Raw genomic sequence first — 21,203 nt, 5'->3', positions numbered from 1 at the left:
ATCGGATTCCAATAACTCTTTCACAATCCAAAATCTAAAATATAAAATCTAAAATCGTATGATGTAGGGTTTTTATGAAGTCAAATTTACAACCGATAAAATTGTTTTTAATGCTAGCTTTTAGCTGCACCAGTTTGCTAGTTAGCCAGACCTCAGTAGTGGGGAAACCGACCCCTGGTTCTTCACTTAGCGATGCCTACGGCGGGCTACGCCTACGCTCTGATGCTAAAACGATTCTTGCTCAAGCCACAACCTTTAATAAACCACCACTTCCACCTGGCCCTCCTCCGGGAGGTCGCTCTCGTGGTGGAGCTAAACGCGGGGAGTCGGCTGCGTGTCCACCTGCTGAACCTGATCTAACTGCTTTAACGCCTTTTACTGAGGAGAACTCAGTGATTAATGTCTGGGGAAACACCACTGTAGAACACCCAAATTGGTTTTTCTATGTGCCATATACCAAAAATTCGGACTATGCAGTTGAATTTGTACTGCAAGATCAGGACTCTAACGAGGTATATAAAAAAGCGATCGCTCTACCGGATAAACCAGGAGTCATCCGCGTTTCTCTACCTAGCGCTGCTCCCGCCTTGGCGCTAAACAAACAATATCGCTGGTTTTTCACCATTAACTGTGACAAGAAAAAGAATTCGCCCCCGACTTTTGTTGAAGGGGTAATCCAACGAGTCGAGCTGAATCCAGCCACAGTCAAAAAGCTAGAAACGACAGAACCTCTAAAGCGCTATGCTATCTATGCCCAAAACGGAATATGGTACGAGGCACTGACGATACTGGCTGAACTGCGTCAAAAAAATCCTAAAGATGCAACACTGAAAGCAGAATGGCAGGATTTGTTAAAGAGTATCAGCTTAGATGATATTGCAGCAAAACCGATTCTCTCGGACAAACCTTAGATTAGGAAACACAAGCCAAGATTTGATGGATGTAGAGAGGTTGCAATGCAACCTCTCTATAGAGGTGTTGTTAAGTTGACAGCAGCACTCTTTACTCAGCACTCTTTACTCAGCACTAACTAAACCATTGTGCCTGAGCAAAGCGATCGTACTCGGTTCACGACCCCGGAAAGTTTTAAACACCTCCATTGGATGCTTGCTACCACCAAGTGCCAGCACCGTATCCCGATAACGCCGACCTGTAGCTTTTATCGCTTCTTCATTTTCTAGCCCAGCTTCTTCAAAAGCGCCAAAAGCATCAGCGCTCAGTACCTCGGCCCATTTGTAACTATAGTAGCCGGCTGCATAACCACCCTCAAAAATATGTGCAAAAGCACATAAAATAGAATCTTCTGGAAGTGGTGGTAAAACGGTAGTAGTCTTAGCGATGCGATAACGCACATCCGCCGGAGTTTCATCGCTACCAGGGCGATAATGGTGGTGTAATTCCAAATCAACGCTGCTAAAGTGAATCTGCCGCAACATGGCAGTACCACTCATATAATTACGCGCTGCTAGTAGCTTTTGATAATAATGCTCCGGTAGGGCTTCACCAGTTTCGTAATGTTTAGCCATTCCAAACAAAGTGGGTCGCTCATAGCACCAGTTTTCCATAAACTGACTGGGTAGTTCCACTGCATCCCACTCCACGTTATTGATGCCTGCGGCTCCGGCATAGTCAACCTTGGTGAGCATATGGTGCAATCCATGACCAAACTCGTGGAACAAAGTTTCTACTTCATAGAAGGTCATTAAACTAGGTTTACCATCTACGGGAGGACTTTGATTACACACCAAATAAGCTATTGGTAAGCGGATAGCAGTAACATCATTTTCGGTGATTTTGGCTCGATTGATGCACACATCCATCCAAGCACCACCGCGTTTTTCTGCTGGACGGCTATAAGGGTCTAAGTAGAAGTAGGCAATGGAAGAACCAGTTTCATCAGTAATTTGGAAATAGCGGACATCCTCATGCCATACTGGGGCTTGACCATCGGCAGAGGTGACAGTGACGCCAAACAGCCGCTTGACTAGTCCAAATAAGCCGTCTAACACTTGGGGAAGCGGAAAGTAAGGACGCAATTCTTCAGAGGTAAAGGCAAATTTTGCTTCTCGTTGGCGTTCTGCCCAAAAGCTGATATCCCAATGTTTTAAATCCGTAGCTTCTGCGGCTTTCTGAGTTGCTGCAAAGGCTTTGAGTTCTTCTAAGTCTTTGACAGCAGCATCATAACTAGCGCCACGTAGTTCTTCTAACAGGGCGTTGACTGCCTCAACGTTGGGAGCCATTTTACTCGCAAGGCTCAACTGGGCAAAACTCTTAAAGCCAAGTAAATCTGCGAGTTCTTGCCGTAACTCCAAAATGCGCTCAATTAAAGGGTTGTTATTTAAATCGCCAACAGAAGCGCGGGTGATATGAGCTTTGTAAAGCTTTTCACGTAACTCTCGACGGGTGCTGTGCTGCATAAAAGGCCCGTAGCTGGGGAAGTCCAAAGTAATCCGCCAAGGGCCATTTTCTGGCGTGGCATTGCTTTCACCAGCCTCACGAGCAGCTTGGGCGGTTAAACTTACTAAGCTTGGGGGTAAACCGTCGATTTGGGCTTTTGTTGTCAGGGTTAGGCTAAAGGCTTTAGTGGCATCAAGTACATGGTTAGAGAATTTGGTAGAAAGTTCTGCTAACTCCATCTGAATGGTGTTGAAACGCTCTCTTGCTTCTCCTTCTAAGCCAACACCGGAAAGTTGTGCATCTCGAATAGCGGCTTCGACAATACGCTGTTGGGCTAATTCTAAAGTTGCCCAACTATCACTAGCGCGGAGTGCCTTAAAAGCATTGTAAATAGGTTGGCTTTGACTGAGCTTGTTAATAAATTGTACGACTTGTGGTTGTACGGTTTCATGAGCTTCGCGCAGTTCCGGGCTATTTTTAACACCCATTAAATGATTCACCACCCCCCAACTCCAGGTAAGCTGTTCTGTCAGCTTTTCTAAAGGTTCCACTAAACCACTCCAAGTAGGCTCTATACTAGCCTCCAAGGTGGCAAGCTGCTGGTCAAGTTCTGCCAGCAATTGATTGAAGGCTGGTACTACTCGTTCTGGTTTAATCTCTGCAAAGGGAGGTAAACCAGGTCTTTGGAGTAAGGGGTTGTCGGAAATAATGGTACTTGCACTCATGGTTTTGTGTGAACTGCGGATGAATAAAAACCAACAATGATTTTTATGTATATATCTTCTAATGTAGCGATCGCTGTGCTAAATAGTTTTACTATTCTGACAAAATAGTAAAAAAAGCGAGAATTACTCACAAAATTATCTTGATACGTTTGTAAACAATACCTCACAGGCAACAGTTCCAGAAATATCAGCAAAAGTCTCTGAGATAATATAATCATGCACCCATCCTCTCAACCAGGTGGCTACTTATGACTAGCCTCTTACCGAGTTCTCAATCAACAGAAGTTTTTTATCCAAGCTCGGATGGTGAACCATTGGCAGAAAGTTATGTTCATTTATATGTTCTACTGGCAACTTTAGAAGTATTAAGGCAATATTTACTAGGTCGGCAAGCAACGGTTTTGAGTAACCAGTTTCTCTATTATGCTCAGGGTTTTCCAAAGTTACGGGTAGCTCCAGATGTAATGGTGATTTTTAATGTTGCTCCTGGAGGTCGGGATAATTACAAGATATGGCAAGAGGGACAAGTGCCTGTAGTAATTTTTGAAATGACCTCGGAGGGCACTAGAAACCAAGACACGGGTTTTAAGAAGACGTTGTATGAGCAGTTAGGAGTACTGGAATACTGGTTATTTGACCCCAAGGGAGAATGGATTAAGGAGCAATTGAAAGGGTATCGGCTGCGAGGTGAAGTTTATGAGCCAATTACAGATAGTCGATGTGAACCTTTGCAGCTGCGCTTGCAAATAGAGGGGCAACTGATTAGTTTTTATCGAGAAGACACTGGGGAAAAGTTGCTGATTCCAGAAGAGTTGGCAGAGGCGCTGAAACAGGAAAGATTGGCGAAGGAACAAGCCCAAGAGCAAGTAAAACAAGCAGAGTCGCAGGTGGAAAGGTTGAAAGAACATTTACGATCGCTTGGCGTTGATCCTGATACTATTTAGCCATAGATTTGCGATCGCCTACCTCAACTTAACTAAAGGCGATGCCTATGGCGGGCTACGCCTACGCTAAAATACATAATTAATGTACTATGTCAAACAGGTAGCTTGTCAGCCAGCATGGGCGTTACATTGACTAAGCGCAATAGCTCCCCCTTCGCGAACCGAGAAGAGAGGCTCAATTTTTATGATTTTATTTGGCAACTCATCTTTTTACTCGTAAAATCGAAGACAAGATCAAGGTCAGTAGAAAAGAGTCCCTAAATTAATGAGTACGTTAATCAGTCAGGGTGGAAGAGCTATCACTAAATCTCAGATGGTAGACCGGATAAACGATATCGCTTGGCAAGCTCACCAAGGTAGCGTTGCTGCAATTATTCAGCTATTAAACGAAAAGCTAGCCAAGTCTGGTGTCAGAACTAGAGCCATTTTTTCTGATGGTGTCTTACAACTTCTGTGCGAGGCAGCTAGGGTAGAGCAACTTGAACAATCTCCCGTCGTAGAACAAATCCAGGAAATTCTTGAGTCCATCGCCCCGCGTCACATTCGCCTAGTCAATATCAACAGTCGGATTGTTCGGGAACAACAATTACTTTGGTTAAAGGAAATAGATAGCGATCGCGATAACCAATTACTTTGGTCACAGGAAATTACGTTAATTCAGCCTAATATTATAAAGCAACTAATTAAAGATTTCACAGAAGCTCAAGCTGAATTAGGAAAACCAAATTTCTCTAAAACTCCAGTCTCTCGTCCTTTAGTACTTATTAACAAAGAAAAACACAAAAATAAACCTAAAACAAGGATATTAGTGGCGGCTGGTTTATCCTCCCTGTTGTTGCTTAGTTGGGTTGTTTATGCTCAGTTAGGTAATAAACTGAAAAACCTAATGCAACTAGAAACTTCCAAATCTTTAACTACACAAAATACGAACGATAAGAAAGCCCAAACACCATCCCGTGCTGCTAACAATAGCCTTTCTGATCCATCTGATGACCCATTTGCAATATCTGTGCGAATTGCCAACCAAGCTTCTGCATCTGGTAAAACAGCTATAACTTCAACTCAGTGGTTGGAGATAGCTGCTAAGTGGCAACGGGCTTCAGATTTAATGGGTACGGTGCCGCAAAAGCACAGCCGCTATCAAGAAGCTAAAATTCGTACTCAGCTATATAAGAAATATAGCGAGGCAGCGCAGAAAGAAGCAGATAAGAGTAAATCTTAGTTTTTTCTTATTGTGAAGATTTCGATTACTGAATTGGTATTCTAGCAGTAAGGAATGGATTATTTACTTTATTTCTCGCACTTCACCCAGGCACGTAAAAAGAATTTCAATGCGTCGTTGGAATTGCTGCGTTGCCTGGATAAATCTCGAATTTTCATTTTTAATCAGTAAAATTGGCGGCGTCCCTGGATTAGATATTTGCAATATCGTAATTGTTTTGAATTAAATCTATAAAATCTGATTTAGATATATTAATTTTTACGCCTAATATCAGGTTCAGTTAAACACTTATAATATCTGTAGGTTGGGTTGAGGAACGAAACCTAACAAGTGTCGTACAAAATAATCTTGGGGAAAATTGGAAAAAAAATCGACCTAATTATATGATCAATAAGGTCGATTTAATCAAGCGGATTGATTCGTGGGGTCAATCCAAAATCTAAAATCTAAAATCCAAAATATATATGTCGCTTAACTCAGGAGTTCTCCTGTTTCTTGTAAAGAGTGCAAGCGACGATAAATACCCTCGTGACGCAAGAGTTCATCATGGCTACCCACTTCTACAATCTTTCCTTGCTCCAAAACCACAATTTTATCTGCTTCTCGCACCGTACTTAGACGGTGGGCAATAACGATGGTGGTACAAGTACCCTGAATTGATCGCATTGCCAACTGAATTGAACGCTCAGACTCATAATCTAAACTAGAGGTGGCCTCGTCAAAAATCAGTACGTCTGGTTCCACTAACAACGCCCTAGCAATTCCTAAGCGTTGTCTTTGTCCCCCAGATAACCTGACACCTCGTTCTCCCACGACGGTGTAATAACCTTGGGGTAATTGCTGCACTACTTCATCGACTCTAGCAATCCTACAAGCTTCCTGAACCTGCTCAAAACTAGCATTCGTCCTACCATAAGTCAGGTTATCCAATATGGTACCGTTGAAAACGTCTACTTCTTGGTGAACGATCGCTAGCCTTCGTCTATACTTACCCACATCCAAAGTCCGAATATCTTGACCATCAATCAGAATTTGACCTGATTGAGGTTCAAAATATCGCAACAGCAGCTTCACTAAAGTAGACTTACCAGAACCAGAACGCCCCACTAATGCCACTGTTTGGTATGGCTCAATCAACAAGTTGATATCTTGCAAAACTTGACGGTTGGCATCATATCCAAAACTGAGGTGCGACAACTCAACTTTTCCAGTAAATTTATAAGGTGATTCTGTCTGGTTGCTCTCTTTTAAAAGACTAGCTGAATCAGATGCAGTTGGCTCTTGCAGAAATTCGTGAAACCGGAGCATAGAAGAATAACGACGGGCAAAAACTTCTGCCAAGCTACTAATAGGTTCTAATTCGGCATAAGCCATGCTAGAAAGAGTTAAGGTCATGACAAAGTGACCAAGAGAAATTCTCCCATTTACTGTTGCTGCTAAAGTCAAACCCAGAATTGTAAACACACAAAACTGAATTACGGTTCTTTGCCAAGTACCCAGTATTGTATAACCTTTGTGGATACGATAATCAAGCACCGTTAGTTCACGATCCAAACGTTGCTTTTGCCGTTTCAGTTCCCTAGATTCTGTAGCAAATGCTTTCACCGTTTTGATATTAGTGATCAATTCGGAAGTGCGGCTTTCGGTGTCTTCTCCATATTTATCCAGGCGACTTTCGTACTTAATTAACTGCTGTAAACTCTTCAAGCTGAAGCTGAGAATAATTACAAAGGAAATTAGATATAAAATTGCAATCCGCCACTCAATGAGCAAGATAAAGACAAAAATTGCCAGTACACGAGCCAGTTTAGGAATCAACTGTCCGGCAACTTCAGGGTAGCTAAAAGTATGGTTAGAAATACCTCTAGCTACTCTTCCGGCAATGCGTCCAGGGTTATTTTCATCATAAAATTCTAGTGGGAGAGTAAGAACTTTGGCGATCGCTGTTTCGGTTTTTTCTCGACGCGATCTGATGGCTATATCCCAATGAAACCAATTGGTTAACCAGGGTTGTGTTGGCGCTCTCACTACGGTGACAACGAAAATTAAACCCAGTAATACACCCAAAGATAGAGTTTTATTAACTGGGTAATTGGTGATGTCCGAAAAAGTTGCGATCGCACTTTGAAGTGGTTTATCCAAGGGTTGAGCAGACAAAACGTTTAAAATCTGCCCAATCGCGTAAGGTACAACTAAATCAATAACTTCGTAAATGCTAGATGCTGTAATACTAAAAACACTCAGTTTCCAGTCAGAGCGAAAATAATTGACAATATCTTGAAATTTGGCCATGATGCACACCGTCCAAGAGCGCGATCGTGAGCTTGGAATTTAAATATTACAACTGTAATACATAATAGTCAAGGGCTATGAGTTTAAATCACTCCTTTAGAGTAGTAGGCATTTGTGCGGGGACAAATTCTAGGCGATAGCGATAGAGGGCAACTGGTCGAGAACCAGCTTTAAAATAATCTGGATCTTGGGGTGAAAGATAGACAGCAGTAACTTGATCTGCCTCAATCACTGGATTAGCTGTAGGAAGTTGATGGTAAGCGGTGGTAGATTCAACAGAGTTGAAATATGGGCGTGAACCGCCTTTAAATAGTTGTTGAAACACTTCTGTGGTGATGAACTTGTCATTAGAGGTAGTTTCTGTAGCCCGTGCAGTGACAATGGAAACTAATTGGTGGCTGTTACGCAAGAATGTAATTTGACGATTAGGCGAATCTGGATCTACTTTGACTAATAACACCGCTTCATTCCCTAAATAAGCCCGTGCTAAATTTAAGCTATTAAAGGCTCTATCGGCTACCAAAATTGGTGATTTATTATCTATCTGAGGGAGTATTTTTAACTTAGTAACAGGTGGTAGCTGTTTCACAAATCTTACTACAAAACTCACAGGCTGATTTAATTGTCGGCGATTACCTTCAAACCCTGGAGTTACGATATCTGGTGCTAAAGGTGCGGCTAAATCTACTAAAGTACTGGTAACTTGCCAAGAACCAGCCATCCATTCAGGATAAACCAAATCACCCAAAGCCGATTTCACTGAAGTTAATTTTTCCCATTGAGGAAAATTTGCTAACCGTTCAGATAATTCTCCGGCAAGAGCTTCGCCACTCCCCAGTAGGAAGAAAACCAGCAAGCAAAAACTCCAAATTACCTTCATTACAAGCATTAGTAGTTTTATATTTAACGTTTATTATTTATCGATTAAAAATTAAAAGTTTGTAGTAAACGCTTTAGCGTTTACTACAAACTAATCACAAAGCTTTGGTTTATATAGTTCAGTTTCTTTGCACTTTAAATTTCTGCTGGTAAAGGTTGCCAAATATCCCCATATTGCTCCCGTAAACCTTGCCAAGCTTCCACCTGTCCTGGTTCATATTCTCCCGGTTTACCCCATTGCAAAAATAGGCTTAAAGCAGATTCCTGTTTATCATCTAAAAACCGAATAGCATAGGTTGTAAAATTGCCTCTCTTCGCTTCACCAGTTTCAAATTTCACTTGAATAATTTTGTCCATATTCAAGTGAAACTCAAAACCTTCGGTGTGCATATTTGCATACTTACCTTTAGGCAACTCCGCATAAAATAACTTTTCTATTTTGCCTCGTGCTTCTAATACAGCAGCGCTGCTAGTGACAATTAGACGCAAAGTTCCAAGATTCTCACAAGCTGCTAAAAATTCTTTTAATGTTGTGGTCATTTGTCATTTGTCCTTTGTTATTTGATATTTGTCCTTTGTCCTTTGTCCTTTATTAGTTTTTTTACTAATGACCAATGACTAATGACTAATGACTATTTTTCGTATTGTTCATAAGCAGCGACAATGCGCTGAACTAGAGGATGACGAACGACATCTTTTTGGGAAAATTCGCAAAAGGCAATGCCTTCAACGGGTTTTAAAACTTGTAAAGCCACTCCCAAACCGGATTGTTGGTGAAGTGGCAAATCAGTTTGTGTCATGTCGCCTGTAATCACCATCCGAGAACGGAAACCCAAACGAGTCAAAACCATTTTCATCTGAGCAGGTGTCGTATTTTGAGCTTCATCCACAATTACAAAGGCGTTATTGAGGGTACGTCCCCGCATATAAGCGAGTGGTGCGACTTCAATCACACCGCGTTCCATCAAACTGGGTACTTTTTCTGGATCGATAAAGTCATAAATAGCATCGTAAAGTGGGCGAAGATAGGGATTAACTTTCTGCTGTAAATCTCCAGGCAAAAAACCGAGTTTTTCACCGGCTTCGACGGCAGGGCGAGTTAAAATTAGCTTTTCAAACTCGTTGGCAAGGAGTGCTTGCACGGCGACAACCACAGCGAGATAAGTTTTGCCGGTACCAGCAGGGCCAGTGCCAAAGGTAAGGTCACGCCTACGGAGTGCGTCGATATATTGACGCTGGCGGAAGGTTTTGGCACGGACTTCTTCACCCCGGCGACTCTTGGCGAGGACATCTCGCTGTAAATCTTGCAATTCCCCTTGCCGATCGCTATCTAGGGCTTGACGAGCTGTTACAATATCGGCACTGGAAATAGCAGTGCCTTTAATCCAGAGGTTTTCAAGCGATCGCACTAATCGAGAAGCTAGGTCAATTTGCTCTTGGGTGCCACAAATCAGTAATTCCTGTCCGCGTAATACCAAGCTGGCTCCTGTTTGCCGGGATAGGCTTTTGAGATTTTCTTCTCCATCTCCCGCAAGAGCGATCGCGCTGGCAATATTCGGCAGCTGAATTGTTAAAGCACCTGCCATAGTATTTCTTAATTCGTGAGGATCTGTGTTTGACAAAGGTTAATATTTTCTCGCCGAGGCTAAAAGTACACTTTTATTAGTTACATTTTGTAAAAATATTTGCAACAAATGAATCGGCTGTAAGGGCATACAGATGTACGCCCTTGCTGGTGAAGAGGCTAAACAAAGATCCAAAAATCTTTTTGCCACTTTCATCTTTACAAAAATTCTGAGCGGTTATAGTAACCTCCGCTCAGACTTGCTATCTAGTTTTAACCTAGCGGACGCGGGGTTTAACAATGGGTTTAGGCCCATCATTTCCGCGCGGTTCTCTTCTCGTTGGCGGTGGCGATCGCTCTTCTGTCTCTTCATCAAAAGACATACCCTCTCGCTCTGGAGTGGTGCTGCCGTAGACATCCAGGTATACTGATTGCCCAGCTGCGGCTGCGGCTGCGGCGATTACTGTCCGAATCGCCTGAATATTGCGTCCCCCTCGACCTAACACTTTCCCTTTGTCTGTGCTTTCAAAGGCGATGCGAACCCAAACTCGGTTGAGGGTCTGAGAAATTTCACAATCGACGCTTAAAGTCTCTGGAGATTCCAAAAACGGATGCACTAAAAACTGAACCAGCCCAACATAATTGGGACTAGCTGGGGATATTGTTCCGAAATTATGATGCGGCTGTGACACTGACCTGTTCAAAAACATTGGCTTTTACTAAAATGCGGCGAACGGTATCAGTGGGTTGAGCGCCTTGTTGTAGTCGCTTGACGATGCCGGGAACGTCTAGTCGCACTTCATCGGTTCTGGGGTTGTAGAATCCTAACTCTTCTAGGGGACGGCCATCGCGGCGAGCGAGGCTGTTAATGGCGACGATGCGGTAACTTGCTTCCCGCTTTTTACCGAATCGCTTTAGGCGCAGTTTGACCATGATTGAAGAATCATTCTCCTGTTGTTTTGATATTAGTTAACGGCTAGTTGGTGAAGAACTAACCTAAATTTGGCTGCTGCCGAGAAATTTAGGGTCAGCTTTCTCTGCTGATAACTTCTGAGGCTGAAATGCTAATTTTAGCACTGCCTAGCATTTGATGCTATTTGTCCTTAATTGAATGACTAAAGATTACCAAAGCCTTTTTTCTTTTTCTCTTTCTTTTTCTTTTTGGTGGCTGGAACACCATCGTAACCTCGCCATCCGGGGGCTGCGGGACGATTACCGGCACCTGCAAAGGCATTACCCATACCGCCACCACCGCCGAACATTCCCGGCATTCCAGAGAAGCCACCTTGACCCATTTGCTGCATGAGCGATCGCATTTTTTGGAAATCACCCACCAGTTTACTGACATCGGACTCTCTATAGCCGCAGCCACCAGCGATTCGCCGCCGCCGACTGGGAGAACTGGCTAATAAATCGGGGTCTTGGCGTTCTTGGCGAGTCATGGAATTAATCATCGCCTCACAGCGTTTCAGCTGGGTTTCTCCTTGTTTGAGTTGATCATCTGAAATCTTGTTCATCCCTGGAATCATCTTGATGAAGCCTCCCAGAGATCCCATATTTTTCAACATCCGCAACTGCTTGAGAAAGTCAGTAAAGTCAAACTTCGCTGACAAGATTTTCTCTTGCATTGTCTCTGCATCTGCTAAGTCAAATTCTTCCTGGGCTTTTTCTACCAGGGTCAACACATCGCCCATACCCAAAATCCGCGATGCCATGCGATCGGGATAAAAGGGTTGCAGTGCCTCGACTTTCTCACCCACGCCCACAAACTTAATCGGCGCTCCCGAAATCTTTCGCACTGACAGCGCTGCACCGCCACGGCTATCACCATCCAGCTTGGTGAGAATCGCCCCAGTAATTCCGATCTTCTCATGAAAGGTGCGGGTAAGATTGGCTGCCTCTTGACCAGTCATCGCGTCCACTACCAACAGAGTTTCATGAGGTTGGACAGTTGCTTTGATCCGGGCTAATTCCGCCATCATTTCTTCGTCAATTTGCAAGCGTCCAGCAGTATCAATAATTACTGTATTTACGCCTTCTGCTCTGCCACGCTCTACACCTTGTCGAGCAATTTCTACTGGATCGGCATCGCTTCCTAGTTCAAATACTGGTACGTCAATTTGCTTACCCAACGTCACCAGCTGATCGATCGCTGCTGGGCGATATACATCTGTCGCCACCAACAAGCAGCTACGATCTAATTTTCTCAAATGTAAGGCTAACTTAGCGGTAGCTGTGGTTTTACCAGTACCTTGTAACCCAGCCATTAGCACAATAGTAGGCTGTTCCTGGGCTTCTACGATGGGAACATTTTCTTCTCCCATCACCTGCACCAGTTCATCGTGAACAATTTTGATAAACTGTTGGTCAGGTCGCACGCCGGTAATCACCTCGGCTCCCTGTGCTTTGGCTTCGACTTCGCTAATAAAATCTTTGACTACCTGGAGATTGACATCTGCTTCCAACAAGGCGCGGCGCACTTCACGCAAAGCATCTTGAATGTTGGATTGAGAAATTTTGTCCTGTCCCCGTAGTTTTTTCCAGGCGGATTCTAAACGGTCAGATAATGCATCAAACATAATGTAATTACAGGTAATTCGCCAATGGGAACTCTAAATCGCTGATGAATGCGTTGGCGTAGTCCACCGCAGGCGATCGCAAATTTCCGCTAAAGTTTAAACGTGCTATTTACCAGCTTAATAGTTTTCACCGCGACTGTAGCAACCAGATACCTAGCTTTATTGAATATAAAAGAAGATTGAGCAGCCAGTAAAGTAAGGGTAAGAATGGTTATTGTACAGCGACAACCTACATCACATATCGCTATGACTAGCAACACACTGCTTCAACCCACAGAAATCATCCACCTATCGGGTATCAGTTGGCAAACCTATGAAAATTTGTTAACTGAACTTAGTGCTACCCGCCGCCTCCGGCTTACTTACAATCGAGGTACTTTAGAAATCATGGTTCCTTCACCCGAACATGAACGATATAAAAAAATTGTGGGTCGATTTGTCGAAACTTTAGCGGAAGAACTAGAAGTTAGGATTCAGCCCCTTGGTTCTACTACTTTCAAACGTCCAGAACTGAGTGGTGCAGAACCAGATGAATGCTTTTACATTAAAAATATCAATTTCATTAAGGGCAAAAAAAGAATTAATTTGCAACAAGATCCCCCACCAGATTTGGTAGTGGAAATTGATATTACCAGCAGTTCTAAAAATCGCTTTGAAGTCTACGCTGATATGGGCGTACCAGAGATTTGGCGTTATGATGGCAGTATTTTTAGTATAAATATTTTACAAGATGACAAATATATAGCTGTTGACCAAAGTTTAGCATTTCCTAATTTGCCTCTAACAGAAATTGCTGATTTTTTACAACAGGTTGAAGAAAAAGATTATTTAGATTTGGTGAGTGATTTTCGCAATTGGGTTAGAAGTAAAATTGATTTAAATTAATCAGCTAAACATCCAAAAACCAAAAACTTCTCAAATACTGTCAGATAGTTATGATTACTAATACTCTGATCCAACCTCTAGAAATCATCCACTTATCGGGTATCAGTTGGCAAACTTATGAAAACTTGTTAACTGAACTTAGTGCGACTCGCCGCCTCCGGCTTACTTACAATCGAGGTACTTTAGAAATCATGGTTCCTTCACCTGAACATGAACGTTACAAAGAAATTGTGGGTCGATTTGTCGAGACTTTAGCAGAAGAGCTAGAAGTTAGTATTGACCCTCTTGGTTCTACTACTTTCAAACGTCCAGAACTGAGTGGTGCTGAACCAGATACTTGTTTTTACATTCGGAATCTGAATGCAGTTAAAGGTAAAAAAAGAATTAACTTACAACAAGATCCGCCGCCAGATTTGGTAGTGGAAATTGATATTACTAGCAGTTCAAAAAATCGTTTTGAAGTCTATGCTGATATGGGCGTACCAGAGATTTGGCGTTATGATGGCAGTATTTTTAGTATAAATATCTTACAAGATGACAAATATATAGCTGTTGACCAAAGTTTAGCATTTCCTAATTTGCCGATTCTAGAAATTGCTAATTTTTTACAACAAGTTGGGCAGAAAGATTATTTAGAGTTGGTTAGAGAATTTCGCATCTGGGTTAAAAGCCAAATTCAGCGAAATTATGAGTAAAATTTTCGTAATATTTATAAGTTAAGTAGTTAAAATAAACAAACTGCCTTCCGACACCCTCTTTATTTCTCATCTGAAAACAGACTGGAGACTCAAATGACGCCAGCAACAATTGCTACACCCACAAAAGAATCACCCCTGTTGTTTAAAGAACTGACCTGGAGAGAATTCAAAGCAGTTGAGCAGTTGCTAGACCGTCCAGGATATCGGTTATCTTTCCTAGATGGAGTTTTGGAGATCAGAAGAATGCCTGGAGAACCACACGAAATCGTTAAGGAAAGGCTCGGCGCCTTGTTGGAACTTTACCTACTCATGACAGGGTTTGACTTTACTCCAACTGGCTCAATGACCCTGGAAAGTGAATCGGGTGCTGTCAAGCGAGAAGCAGATAAATCTTATAAACTTGCCCCTGGTCGAGTGCGTCCCGATTTAGTGATCGAAGTGGTGTTTTCCAGTGGCGGGATCAACAAACTGGAGGCATATAAACGGCTCTTGATTCCTGAAGTATGGTTCTGGGAAGATGGGGTGTTAGAAGTTTATCACCTGCGGAAAGAGGGCAACGCACTTGACTATGAAAAGGTTTCCAGTAGCGAAGAGGTTAAAGGGATCGATGTGGATTTGTTGTTACGTTGCATTAATATGGTGAATCATGTTGATGCTATCAAGACTTTTCAGCGATCGCTTCAAAAATAGCTGGTAATCTGTTTTAATTTATAGTTGCGCGATCGCCTTAGTACAGCTTTGCATTAATTATTTTTAAACGCAAAGGGACGCTGAGGAAAGCGCAGAGGTACGCAAAGGTTTTTTAAGAGGATTGGTTACGAATTTGCGAAATTCTGCACTTAGTCGAATATATTCCGATTCACTGGAGCAAACAGCCTAAAATTGGTATTGAATTATAAGTAGTAACAGAGAATATGTCGGGTGCGATCGCAAAAAATCAAACTTCTATAGTTAAGTCATCAAAGGACTCCGATACTTGAATACTCGCTAATACTACCCTATCCCTGCGATCGCTAAGTCGTAATATTATGAGTTAGATGTCTATGAGAGCCAAGATGTCGCAGCGAATTAAAGTGTATTCATACTCGATATATCACTCAGCAAATTCATATATTGGGATCGCTCTTGCCGAAAAATCTTTGCGGGGATTGCCAGTTGATATTGAACGACGACCAATCTACATACCGAAGGAGCGAGGTATAAAGGTAGCAGAGTTACAAGAACGAAGTGAAAGCGCCCTTTTATCGTCGTATCACAAAGAAGATTGTCTGCGGTGGGCGAAAAAGTACGGCATTGAAATTCGGCTCAAGGAGCTTACTATCGTTGTCGTCATCATCTTTATCTTTACTATCGTTGTCGTCATTACTCTTATGGTTCGGCTGCGCTTGGTTAGGTTCTAGGGCTGGTTTTTGTTGCTCAGTTGGAGCAAGTGGGTTAGGTGCTTGAACAACACAGCTAACTAATCCTCCAGAAATTAGCACCAAGTTCACAATAGCAAAGATGCGCCTGAAGATTTTTAGCTTGATGTTTCCGTTTGATGCTTTCATGAATACACCCTTTGCAAGTAATCTTGCTATCGAGTCGCGGTGAAAGGTGAAAGTGTATTTTAACAGGGCGATGTCTACGATGTGCTACGCCTACGCATTTTTCTTGCCGGACAACTAATCATCGTAATTCGTCAAGTTAAAAAACGGTGGGTTAATTTGTACAAGTCGATGCAATAGCATTGCAAGTTAATACAATGCTATTGCAAGTCGATGCATCAACGTTGCAGGTTGATACAATGCTATTGCAAGTCGATGCATCAACGTTGCAGGTCGATACAATCACATTGCAAGTCGATGCATTAACCTTGCAGGTCGATACAATGCTATTGCAAGTCGATGCATCAACGTTGTAAGGAGTTGCGTTGAGAAAATGTTCTAGACAATAGTGAAATTAGCGGCAGTCAACGTTGTGGTATTGATGCCAGTCAGCGTTGCTAAGATTTCATCAGTAGCCTTGACGATGATGTTGTGACCGGAGAAACTCAGCTTACTGAAAGTCAGACCACCAGACAAGCCAATCAAGTCATAACCCTTGTAGAAGTCGGTAATAGTATCAGTACCTTGTTTTGCAGCCAAGACAAATATATCATTGCCATTGCCACCAGTGAGGATATCATTACCAAAACCACCAGACAATTTGTCGTTGCCATTATCGCCAAAAAGCTGATCATTACCATTGCCGCCACTGAGGGAGTCTTTGCCATTGCCACCATTGACAATATCATTACCAGGAGTGCCAACAAGATTGTCGTTGCCTTTGCCACCAGAAAGGCGAGTGCCTACTTCGACAGTAACCTTAGCAGTGCTGCTGAGTTGGCGATCGCTGATTGTGTATTTAAAGCTAGTTGTACCACTAAACCCTTGAGTTGGGGTAAACACGATAAAGTCATCTGCCGAGTTAGAGGGAGTGCCATTATTTTTCAGCACCGCAGTCCCGTTAATTGCACCACTAACGCTAGTGATGCTGAGGCGGCTGCTATCGATGTCGCGATCGTTAGCTAGCAGAGTACTTGCTTTAATGCTAACGGCTGTATTTTTGGCTGCCGTAACAAGATCATGGACAGCAACGGGTGCATCATTCACCCCTCTGATAGTCAGACTGACTTTAGTTGTGCTAGTAGCGATACCATCGCTAATTGTGTAACTAAAGGTGTCTTGTCCATTTTGACCTCCAGCCAAAGCTTCAAATTTAGCGTTGGGGTTGTAGGTCAAAGATTTATCAGCATTGAGAGTCACCAAAGCACCAGAACCCAGAGTAATAGGAGTGCCAACAGTCACACTACTACCGTTGATATTTGTCACCGTTAAGGGGTTGCCATCTGGATCGCTATCGTTGGCTAAGACTGAAATTTTAACCGCAGTGTTTTCATTAGTGGTAGCTTTGTCGGCAACTGCCACTGGAGGTTGATTAGGAGCGATCGCAGTCTCAGAGCCAAAGATGACGTAAGCCTGTCCAGCCCCAGATGCAGCACCAGTTGCACCCACAAGCAAGTCATCAAAGCCATCGCTGTTGATATCCCCAGCACCACTGACTGATATGCCTGAGATATCATTAGGATTAATACCGTTGATGATAAAGCCGTTGTTAGGATGAAGGTTGGAGAGGTCGAGGCTGGAACCAAAGCCGCTAGTGCTGCCAAAGACTACGTAGCTCTGCCCAGCAATAGATAAGGCAAATGGTGCGCCGATAATCAGGTCAGCGATGTCGTCGCCGTTAACGTCCCCAGCCGCACTGACTGAGAAACCTGAGAAGTCAGTGTCATTGACAATCCCGTTGATTGCAAAGCCGTTGCTGCCGTCCAAACTAGAAACCTCAAGGGTGGCACTAAAGCTGCTAGCGCTGCCAAACACCACGTAGCTCTGCCCGGAACCAGGTGCACCAATAATCAGGTCGTCGATGCTATCGCCGTTCACGTCTCCAGCCGCACTGACTGAGAAACCTAAGGAGTCAGTGCCATTGCCGTTGATGGCAAAGCCATTGCTGCCATTTAAGGTTGAAAGGTCAAGGCTGGCATTGCTGCTAGCGTTGCCAAAGACCACGTAGCTCCTTCCTCTACCAACTGCACCAATAATTAGGTCGTCGATGTCATCATTGTTAACATCCCCAGCGCTGCTGACTGAGTTGCCTGATGAGTCCCCGGCACTGCCGTTGATGGTAAAGCCGTTGCTGCCATTTAAGGATGAAAGGTCAAGGCTGGCAGTCAAGTCGCTACTTCCAAACACTACGTAGCTCTGCCCTGCACCAGAGGCAGCACTGGATGCCCCAATAATTAGGTCGTCGATGCCATCATTGTTAACGTCCCCGGCATTGCTGACTGACCTACCTGATGAGTCGGAAAAGCCATTTGCGTTCCGACCATTAATGCCGTTGATGATAAAGCCGTTGCTGCCATCTAGGGATGAGAGGTCGAGACTGGCACTTAAACCGCTACTGCTGCCAAAGACTACGTAGCTCTGCCCTGCACCAGAGATGGCATTTGATGCCCCAATAATCAGGTCGTCGATGCCGTCGCCGTTAACGTCCCCGGCATTGCTGACTGAGCCGCCTGATGAGTCCTCGGCACTGCCGTTGAGGGTAAAGCCGTTGCTGCCGTTCAGGTCGGAGACGTTTAAGGCGCTATTAAAGCCGTTGGTGCTGCCAAATACTACGTAGCTTTGCCCTGCACCAGAGATGGCACTTGATGCGCCGATAATTAAGTCGTCGATGCCGTCGCCGTTAATGTCTCCGGCACTGCTGACCGATGTGCCTAAGGCATCGGTGCCACTGCCGTTGATGCTAAAGCCGTTGCTGCCGTTCAGGTCAGAAAGGTTGAAAACTGTGGGATTAGATACCATTACTATTGATTCCTATTTTGTTTCGTAATCAGCTAATAAACATTTGGTGTTGTATAAAACTAAGGCTGGAGGCGTTTACTACCAGCCAATCATTTTGGACAAATAAATGAGGATTTATACAAACCAGATGTACAATTTCAGACTATACATGGTCATATCTGTCTAAAGATAGGTGATTTTATACATTAATCAAAGTTAGGTACAATATATTTTTGGTTACTTGAATCTCGTTTTACGGATTTACAAATAAGCATTGATATGATTATTCTTTGAGGAGAGTTTTATGGGACAAATCATTACTCAGGTTGATGCTTTCACAAGTACAATCTTTGCAGGAAACCCTGCTGCTGTGTGTGTTTTGCTTACTAACCAAGATGATGCTTGGATGCAGAACGTAGCGCAAGAGATGAATTTATCTGAGACGGCTTTTCTAGTCAAACAAAACGATCGCTTCAATCTGCGGTGGTTTACGCCAACAGTAGAAGTGCCGCTTTGTGGTCATGCAACCTTAGCTAGCGCCCATGTACTTTGGTCAGAGGGGCATCTATCACCTGATGAAGTTGCACGTTTTGATACTAAAAGCGGAGTGCTGAATGCTAAGTTGCAAAATGAGTGGATTGAGTTAGATTTTCCCGTAAATCATTCACAAGCTGCGATCGCTCCTCCAGAACTGGGCGAAGCTTTGGGTGTACCGTCTAAATCTGTCTTGCAGAATTCTCTCGGCTATTTAGTAGAAGTGGAATCTGAAGAATTAGTGCGGCAAATGCAGCCTAATTTCCAGCTACTAAAAACATTGCCGATTGCAGGTGTGATTGTCACCAGCACTGCTCATCCTGATTCTGAATATGATTTCGTCTCTCGCTTCTTTGCACCGGGATTAGGTATTAACGAAGACCCGGTGACTGGGGCAACTCATTGTTGTCTCGCTTCCTTCTGGCGCGATCGCTTGCATAAAGATGAGTTCTTAGCTTATCAAGCATCTAGTCGCGGTGGAGTAGTAAAAGTTTATTATGATGGGGGCGATCGCGTCTTTCTCAGTGGACAAGCGGTAACTGTTTTCAGAGGTGAGTTAATTACCGCTTAAACCCCAATATGCTTGGGTTAAGATCCCCCCGCCTGCGGCGACCCCCTTAAAAAGGAGGTAAAAGAGATGTTAGCCCCCCTTTTTAAGGTGAAGAGGCGATCGCTAATGCCGCCCCAACTCAAGTAAAAGAGATGTTAGCCCCCCTTTTTAAGGGGAGCCACTGCGGTCTTGGGGTCTCCCCAAGTGAAGCAAGTGGCGTGGGTTGGGGGGATCTCCAAACACTAAATATCACCAACACCAAGCGTATTGCCTTAAATTTATATTACAAATCAATCGCATCCGGCAAAAACTCAGCATCAAGAACTTGGGCAATAGAATAAGGACACTCCACCGGAAAGGTATTTATTGGTAGTTCGGTTTCATTACTAGCAGCTTTCAATCCCCGATGGTAACACTGAGCTATAACTTCTTCTGGGTAAGACTTGAGGCTGGGACTCTCTTGCAGCAAATCTGCAATCCGGTTGCGTTGCTCATCAATCGTATTTCGCCAGGAGCTACTTCGTAAACTAGACTGATGTTGCCACTTGAGCAAATGCTGTAACAATACCTCCAAGCGGTTTTTTAACTCCCGCCGATCTGAGCGTCCCAAGCTTTCAATCTCCTCAATCACAGCATCCCAATCTACTTGTCCAAATTGTCCAGCCCGAATCAGTTGCACAGTTTTTTCTGTCCATGCTACAAAGTCTGTCTCATACAACTGGGCTGCGCTTTTTGCAATTGGGGTCATGATCTGCTTGCAATCCATTGTGGACGAGCTAGATTTAAAATATTTTACGCCCATCTTAACGTCATTATCGTATCTCCTTAATCACTTACAACTTTTCTTCGTCCTCGTTCCTATGCTCTGCATAGGAATGCCTTCATTGAGACTCTGGCTCAATGTCTTACTGGAGGCAGAGCTTCTAATCAGCCATTATACAGAGTAGGGAAACGAGAGAATAGAGTTGTCGGTCGATGCAATAGAGTTGTCAGTCAATGCAAATACTAAACCGCAAGAGCGTACTTTGCTAAAAAACAACTGTCACAATATTTAAAGAAGCTTATACTATAATTTTAAGAAATGTCTTCCAAACACAGAGATAATAAAAGTTTGCTCACATCTCGTGACTGGCCAATTGAGCAATTACCTGGATTGAGTCCAGAAGAACAATCTCAACTACAAAATTGTGGAATTACCACCACAGTAGCGCTAGTCAAACAAGGGAAAACTCTAGAGGCAAGGGTAACGTTAGCAAATAAATTACAGATTCATCTTCAGTATGTAAATAAGTGGATGGCTTTAGCTGACTTAGCACGAATTCCCAGTGTAGGTACACAATATTGTGGTTTATTGCTACATGCAGGTATTGCTTCGGTGGCACAGCTAGCTGAGACTCCGACTCACAGATTACACAGACAGATTTTGCGCTTGCAAGTGGCAACAATGCAGCGACGAGATATGTGTCCAGGGATTGAGTTAGTCCAACAGTGGAGTCAGCAAGCAAAGATAGTGCTGAGTAAAGAGTGGGGAGTAGGGAGTGGGGAGTGGGGAGTAGGGAGTAGGGAGTAGGGA

At 43.5% G+C, this 21,203-nt stretch carries 20 protein-coding genes; 8 read left to right on the top strand and 12 right to left on the bottom strand.

The genetic code is table 11. From position 1 onward, the window contains the following. Nucleotides 1-74: 74 nt before the first annotated feature. A complete protein-coding gene (locus tag F8S12_RS26580; protein ID WP_196519289.1) occupies nt 75-911 on the top strand; it encodes a DUF928 domain-containing protein in 837 nt (278 codons plus the stop codon). Nucleotides 912-1,016: 105 nt separating this feature from the next. On the opposite strand, the gene F8S12_RS26575 is transcribed toward F8S12_RS26580, so the two are convergent. Together F8S12_RS26575 and F8S12_RS26570 are read right to left on the bottom strand one after the other, a co-directional pair. Beyond that, a complete protein-coding gene (locus F8S12_RS26575; protein WP_196519288.1) occupies nt 1,017-3,122 on the bottom strand; it encodes a M3 family metallopeptidase in 2,106 nt (701 codons plus the stop codon). Further along, the gene (locus F8S12_RS26570) at nt 3,119-3,340 is read right to left on the bottom strand and encodes a hypothetical protein (protein WP_196519287.1); all 222 of its coding nucleotides are present in this window, start codon (nt 3,338-3,340) and stop codon (nt 3,119-3,121) included. Before F8S12_RS26570 ends, F8S12_RS26575 begins: the two co-directional genes overlap by 4 nt. Nucleotides 3,341-3,370: 30 nt before the next feature. Here F8S12_RS26570 and F8S12_RS26565 point away from each other — a divergent pair, with 30 nt between their 5' ends. After that, the gene (locus tag F8S12_RS26565) at nt 3,371-4,066 is read left to right on the top strand and encodes a Uma2 family endonuclease (RefSeq protein WP_196519286.1); all 696 of its coding nucleotides are present in this window, start codon (nt 3,371-3,373) and stop codon (nt 4,064-4,066) included. A gap of 265 nt (nt 4,067-4,331) precedes the next feature. Continuing rightward, complete coding sequence (locus F8S12_RS26560; protein WP_230968291.1) at nt 4,332-5,288, top strand: hypothetical protein; 957 nt, start codon at nt 4,332-4,334, stop codon at nt 5,286-5,288. Between the two features lie 471 nt (nt 5,289-5,759). On the opposite strand, the gene F8S12_RS26555 is transcribed toward F8S12_RS26560, so the two are convergent. The 7 genes from F8S12_RS26555 to ffh form a co-directional block, all read right to left on the bottom strand. Beyond that, the gene (locus F8S12_RS26555) at nt 5,760-7,580 is read right to left on the bottom strand and encodes an ABC transporter ATP-binding protein (RefSeq protein ID WP_196519285.1); all 1,821 of its coding nucleotides are present in this window, start codon (nt 7,578-7,580) and stop codon (nt 5,760-5,762) included. Between the two features lie 88 nt (nt 7,581-7,668). Further along, nucleotides 7,669-8,469 carry a DUF6816 family protein gene (locus F8S12_RS26550; RefSeq protein ID WP_196519284.1) on the bottom strand — a complete coding sequence of 267 codons (801 nt, stop codon included), beginning with the start codon at nt 8,467-8,469 and terminating at the stop codon, nt 7,669-7,671. 125 nt (nt 8,470-8,594) lie between these two features. Then, nucleotides 8,595-8,999, bottom strand: a complete 405-nt coding sequence (locus F8S12_RS26545; RefSeq protein ID WP_196519283.1) for a ChuX/HutX family heme-like substrate-binding protein — start codon at nt 8,997-8,999, stop codon at nt 8,595-8,597. Between the two features lie 92 nt (nt 9,000-9,091). After that, nucleotides 9,092-10,045: a PhoH family protein gene (locus F8S12_RS26540; RefSeq protein WP_196519297.1), complete on the bottom strand. Its 954-nt coding sequence runs from the start codon at nt 10,043-10,045 to the stop codon at nt 9,092-9,094. Between the two features lie 256 nt (nt 10,046-10,301). Beyond that, entirely contained in the window at nt 10,302-10,733 is a 432-nt protein-coding gene (locus F8S12_RS26535; protein WP_196519282.1) for a KH domain-containing protein, read from the bottom strand. Further along, on the bottom strand, nt 10,696-10,956 hold the full coding sequence (gene rpsP / locus F8S12_RS26530; protein ID WP_196519281.1) for a 30S ribosomal protein S16: 261 nt from the start codon (nt 10,954-10,956) through the stop codon (nt 10,696-10,698). Before rpsP ends, F8S12_RS26535 begins: the two co-directional genes overlap by 38 nt. 182 nt (nt 10,957-11,138) lie before the next feature. Then, nucleotides 11,139-12,602 carry a signal recognition particle protein gene (ffh, locus tag F8S12_RS26525; protein ID WP_196519280.1) on the bottom strand — a complete coding sequence of 488 codons (1,464 nt, stop codon included), beginning with the start codon at nt 12,600-12,602 and terminating at the stop codon, nt 11,139-11,141. A 207-nt stretch (nt 12,603-12,809) separates the two neighbouring features. On the opposite strand from ffh, the gene F8S12_RS26520 reads away from it, so the two are divergent. The 3 genes from F8S12_RS26520 to F8S12_RS26510 all read left to right on the top strand — a co-directional run bounded on the left by F8S12_RS26520 (nt 12,810) and on the right by F8S12_RS26510 (nt 14,875). Further along, complete coding sequence (locus F8S12_RS26520; RefSeq protein WP_230968290.1) at nt 12,810-13,487, top strand: Uma2 family endonuclease; 678 nt, start codon at nt 12,810-12,812, stop codon at nt 13,485-13,487. A 50-nt stretch (nt 13,488-13,537) separates the two neighbouring features. Next, the gene (locus F8S12_RS26515; RefSeq protein ID WP_196519279.1) at nt 13,538-14,182 is read left to right on the top strand and encodes a Uma2 family endonuclease; all 645 of its coding nucleotides are present in this window, start codon (nt 13,538-13,540) and stop codon (nt 14,180-14,182) included. A 96-nt stretch (nt 14,183-14,278) separates the two neighbouring features. Next, the gene (locus F8S12_RS26510) at nt 14,279-14,875 is read left to right on the top strand and encodes a Uma2 family endonuclease (protein ID WP_196519278.1); all 597 of its coding nucleotides are present in this window, start codon (nt 14,279-14,281) and stop codon (nt 14,873-14,875) included. A gap of 551 nt (nt 14,876-15,426) precedes the next feature. On the opposite strand, the gene F8S12_RS26505 is transcribed toward F8S12_RS26510, so the two are convergent. Further along, on the bottom strand, nt 15,427-15,732 hold the full coding sequence (locus tag F8S12_RS26505) for a hypothetical protein (protein ID WP_196519277.1): 306 nt from the start codon (nt 15,730-15,732) through the stop codon (nt 15,427-15,429). A 375-nt stretch (nt 15,733-16,107) separates the two neighbouring features. Next, nucleotides 16,108-18,567, bottom strand: a complete 2,460-nt coding sequence (locus F8S12_RS26500; protein ID WP_196519276.1) for a beta strand repeat-containing protein — start codon at nt 18,565-18,567, stop codon at nt 16,108-16,110. A gap of 283 nt (nt 18,568-18,850) precedes the next feature. Here F8S12_RS26500 and F8S12_RS26495 point away from each other — a divergent pair, with 283 nt between their 5' ends. Further along, complete coding sequence (locus tag F8S12_RS26495; protein WP_196519275.1) at nt 18,851-19,651, top strand: PhzF family phenazine biosynthesis protein; 801 nt, start codon at nt 18,851-18,853, stop codon at nt 19,649-19,651. Nucleotides 19,652-19,913: 262 nt separating this feature from the next. Here the strand turns inward: F8S12_RS26495 and F8S12_RS26490 are convergent, their stop codons facing one another. Then, nucleotides 19,914-20,378, bottom strand: a complete 465-nt coding sequence (locus F8S12_RS26490; RefSeq protein ID WP_196519274.1) for a DUF29 domain-containing protein — start codon at nt 20,376-20,378, stop codon at nt 19,914-19,916. 333 nt (nt 20,379-20,711) lie between these two features. Here F8S12_RS26490 and F8S12_RS26485 point away from each other — a divergent pair, with 333 nt between their 5' ends. Then, a complete protein-coding gene (locus F8S12_RS26485; RefSeq protein ID WP_196519273.1) occupies nt 20,712-21,200 on the top strand; it encodes a DUF4332 domain-containing protein in 489 nt (162 codons plus the stop codon). Nucleotides 21,201-21,203 lie beyond the last annotated feature (3 nt).

The organism is Nostoc sp. WHI (assembly GCF_015714725.1).
Lineage (GTDB): Bacteria > Cyanobacteriota > Cyanobacteriia > Cyanobacteriales > Nostocaceae > Nostoc.
The sequence above is the reverse complement of the archived record's forward strand: the minus strand, read 5'-3'. Positions and strand labels throughout refer to the sequence as shown.

Coding starts and splice junctions, on each gene's coding strand:
- F8S12_RS26580 (WP_196519289.1), top strand. CDS start 75: ATGAAGTCAAATTTACAACCGATAAAATTGTTTTTAATGCTAGCTTTT.
- F8S12_RS26575 (WP_196519288.1), bottom strand. CDS start 3,122: ATGAGTGCAAGTACCATTATTTCCGACAACCCCTTACTCCAAAGACCT.
- F8S12_RS26570 (WP_196519287.1), bottom strand. CDS start 3,340: ATGATTATATTATCTCAGAGACTTTTGCTGATATTTCTGGAACTGTTG.
- F8S12_RS26565 (WP_196519286.1), top strand. CDS start 3,371: ATGACTAGCCTCTTACCGAGTTCTCAATCAACAGAAGTTTTTTATCCA.
- F8S12_RS26560 (WP_230968291.1), top strand. CDS start 4,332: ATGAGTACGTTAATCAGTCAGGGTGGAAGAGCTATCACTAAATCTCAG.
- F8S12_RS26555 (WP_196519285.1), bottom strand. CDS start 7,580: ATGGCCAAATTTCAAGATATTGTCAATTATTTTCGCTCTGACTGGAAA.
- F8S12_RS26550 (WP_196519284.1), bottom strand. CDS start 8,469: ATGCTTGTAATGAAGGTAATTTGGAGTTTTTGCTTGCTGGTTTTCTTC.
- F8S12_RS26545 (WP_196519283.1), bottom strand. CDS start 8,999: ATGACCACAACATTAAAAGAATTTTTAGCAGCTTGTGAGAATCTTGGA.
- F8S12_RS26540 (WP_196519297.1), bottom strand. CDS start 10,045: ATGGCAGGTGCTTTAACAATTCAGCTGCCGAATATTGCCAGCGCGATC.
- F8S12_RS26535 (WP_196519282.1), bottom strand. CDS start 10,733: ATGTTTTTGAACAGGTCAGTGTCACAGCCGCATCATAATTTCGGAACA.
- rpsP (WP_196519281.1), bottom strand. CDS start 10,956: ATGGTCAAACTGCGCCTAAAGCGATTCGGTAAAAAGCGGGAAGCAAGT.
- ffh (WP_196519280.1), bottom strand. CDS start 12,602: ATGTTTGATGCATTATCTGACCGTTTAGAATCCGCCTGGAAAAAACTA.
- F8S12_RS26520 (WP_230968290.1), top strand. CDS start 12,810: ATGGTTATTGTACAGCGACAACCTACATCACATATCGCTATGACTAGC.
- F8S12_RS26515 (WP_196519279.1), top strand. CDS start 13,538: ATGATTACTAATACTCTGATCCAACCTCTAGAAATCATCCACTTATCG.
- F8S12_RS26510 (WP_196519278.1), top strand. CDS start 14,279: ATGACGCCAGCAACAATTGCTACACCCACAAAAGAATCACCCCTGTTG.
- F8S12_RS26505 (WP_196519277.1), bottom strand. CDS start 15,732: ATGAAAGCATCAAACGGAAACATCAAGCTAAAAATCTTCAGGCGCATC.
- F8S12_RS26500 (WP_196519276.1), bottom strand. CDS start 18,567: ATGGTATCTAATCCCACAGTTTTCAACCTTTCTGACCTGAACGGCAGC.
- F8S12_RS26495 (WP_196519275.1), top strand. CDS start 18,851: ATGGGACAAATCATTACTCAGGTTGATGCTTTCACAAGTACAATCTTT.
- F8S12_RS26490 (WP_196519274.1), bottom strand. CDS start 20,378: ATGACCCCAATTGCAAAAAGCGCAGCCCAGTTGTATGAGACAGACTTT.
- F8S12_RS26485 (WP_196519273.1), top strand. CDS start 20,712: ATGTCTTCCAAACACAGAGATAATAAAAGTTTGCTCACATCTCGTGAC.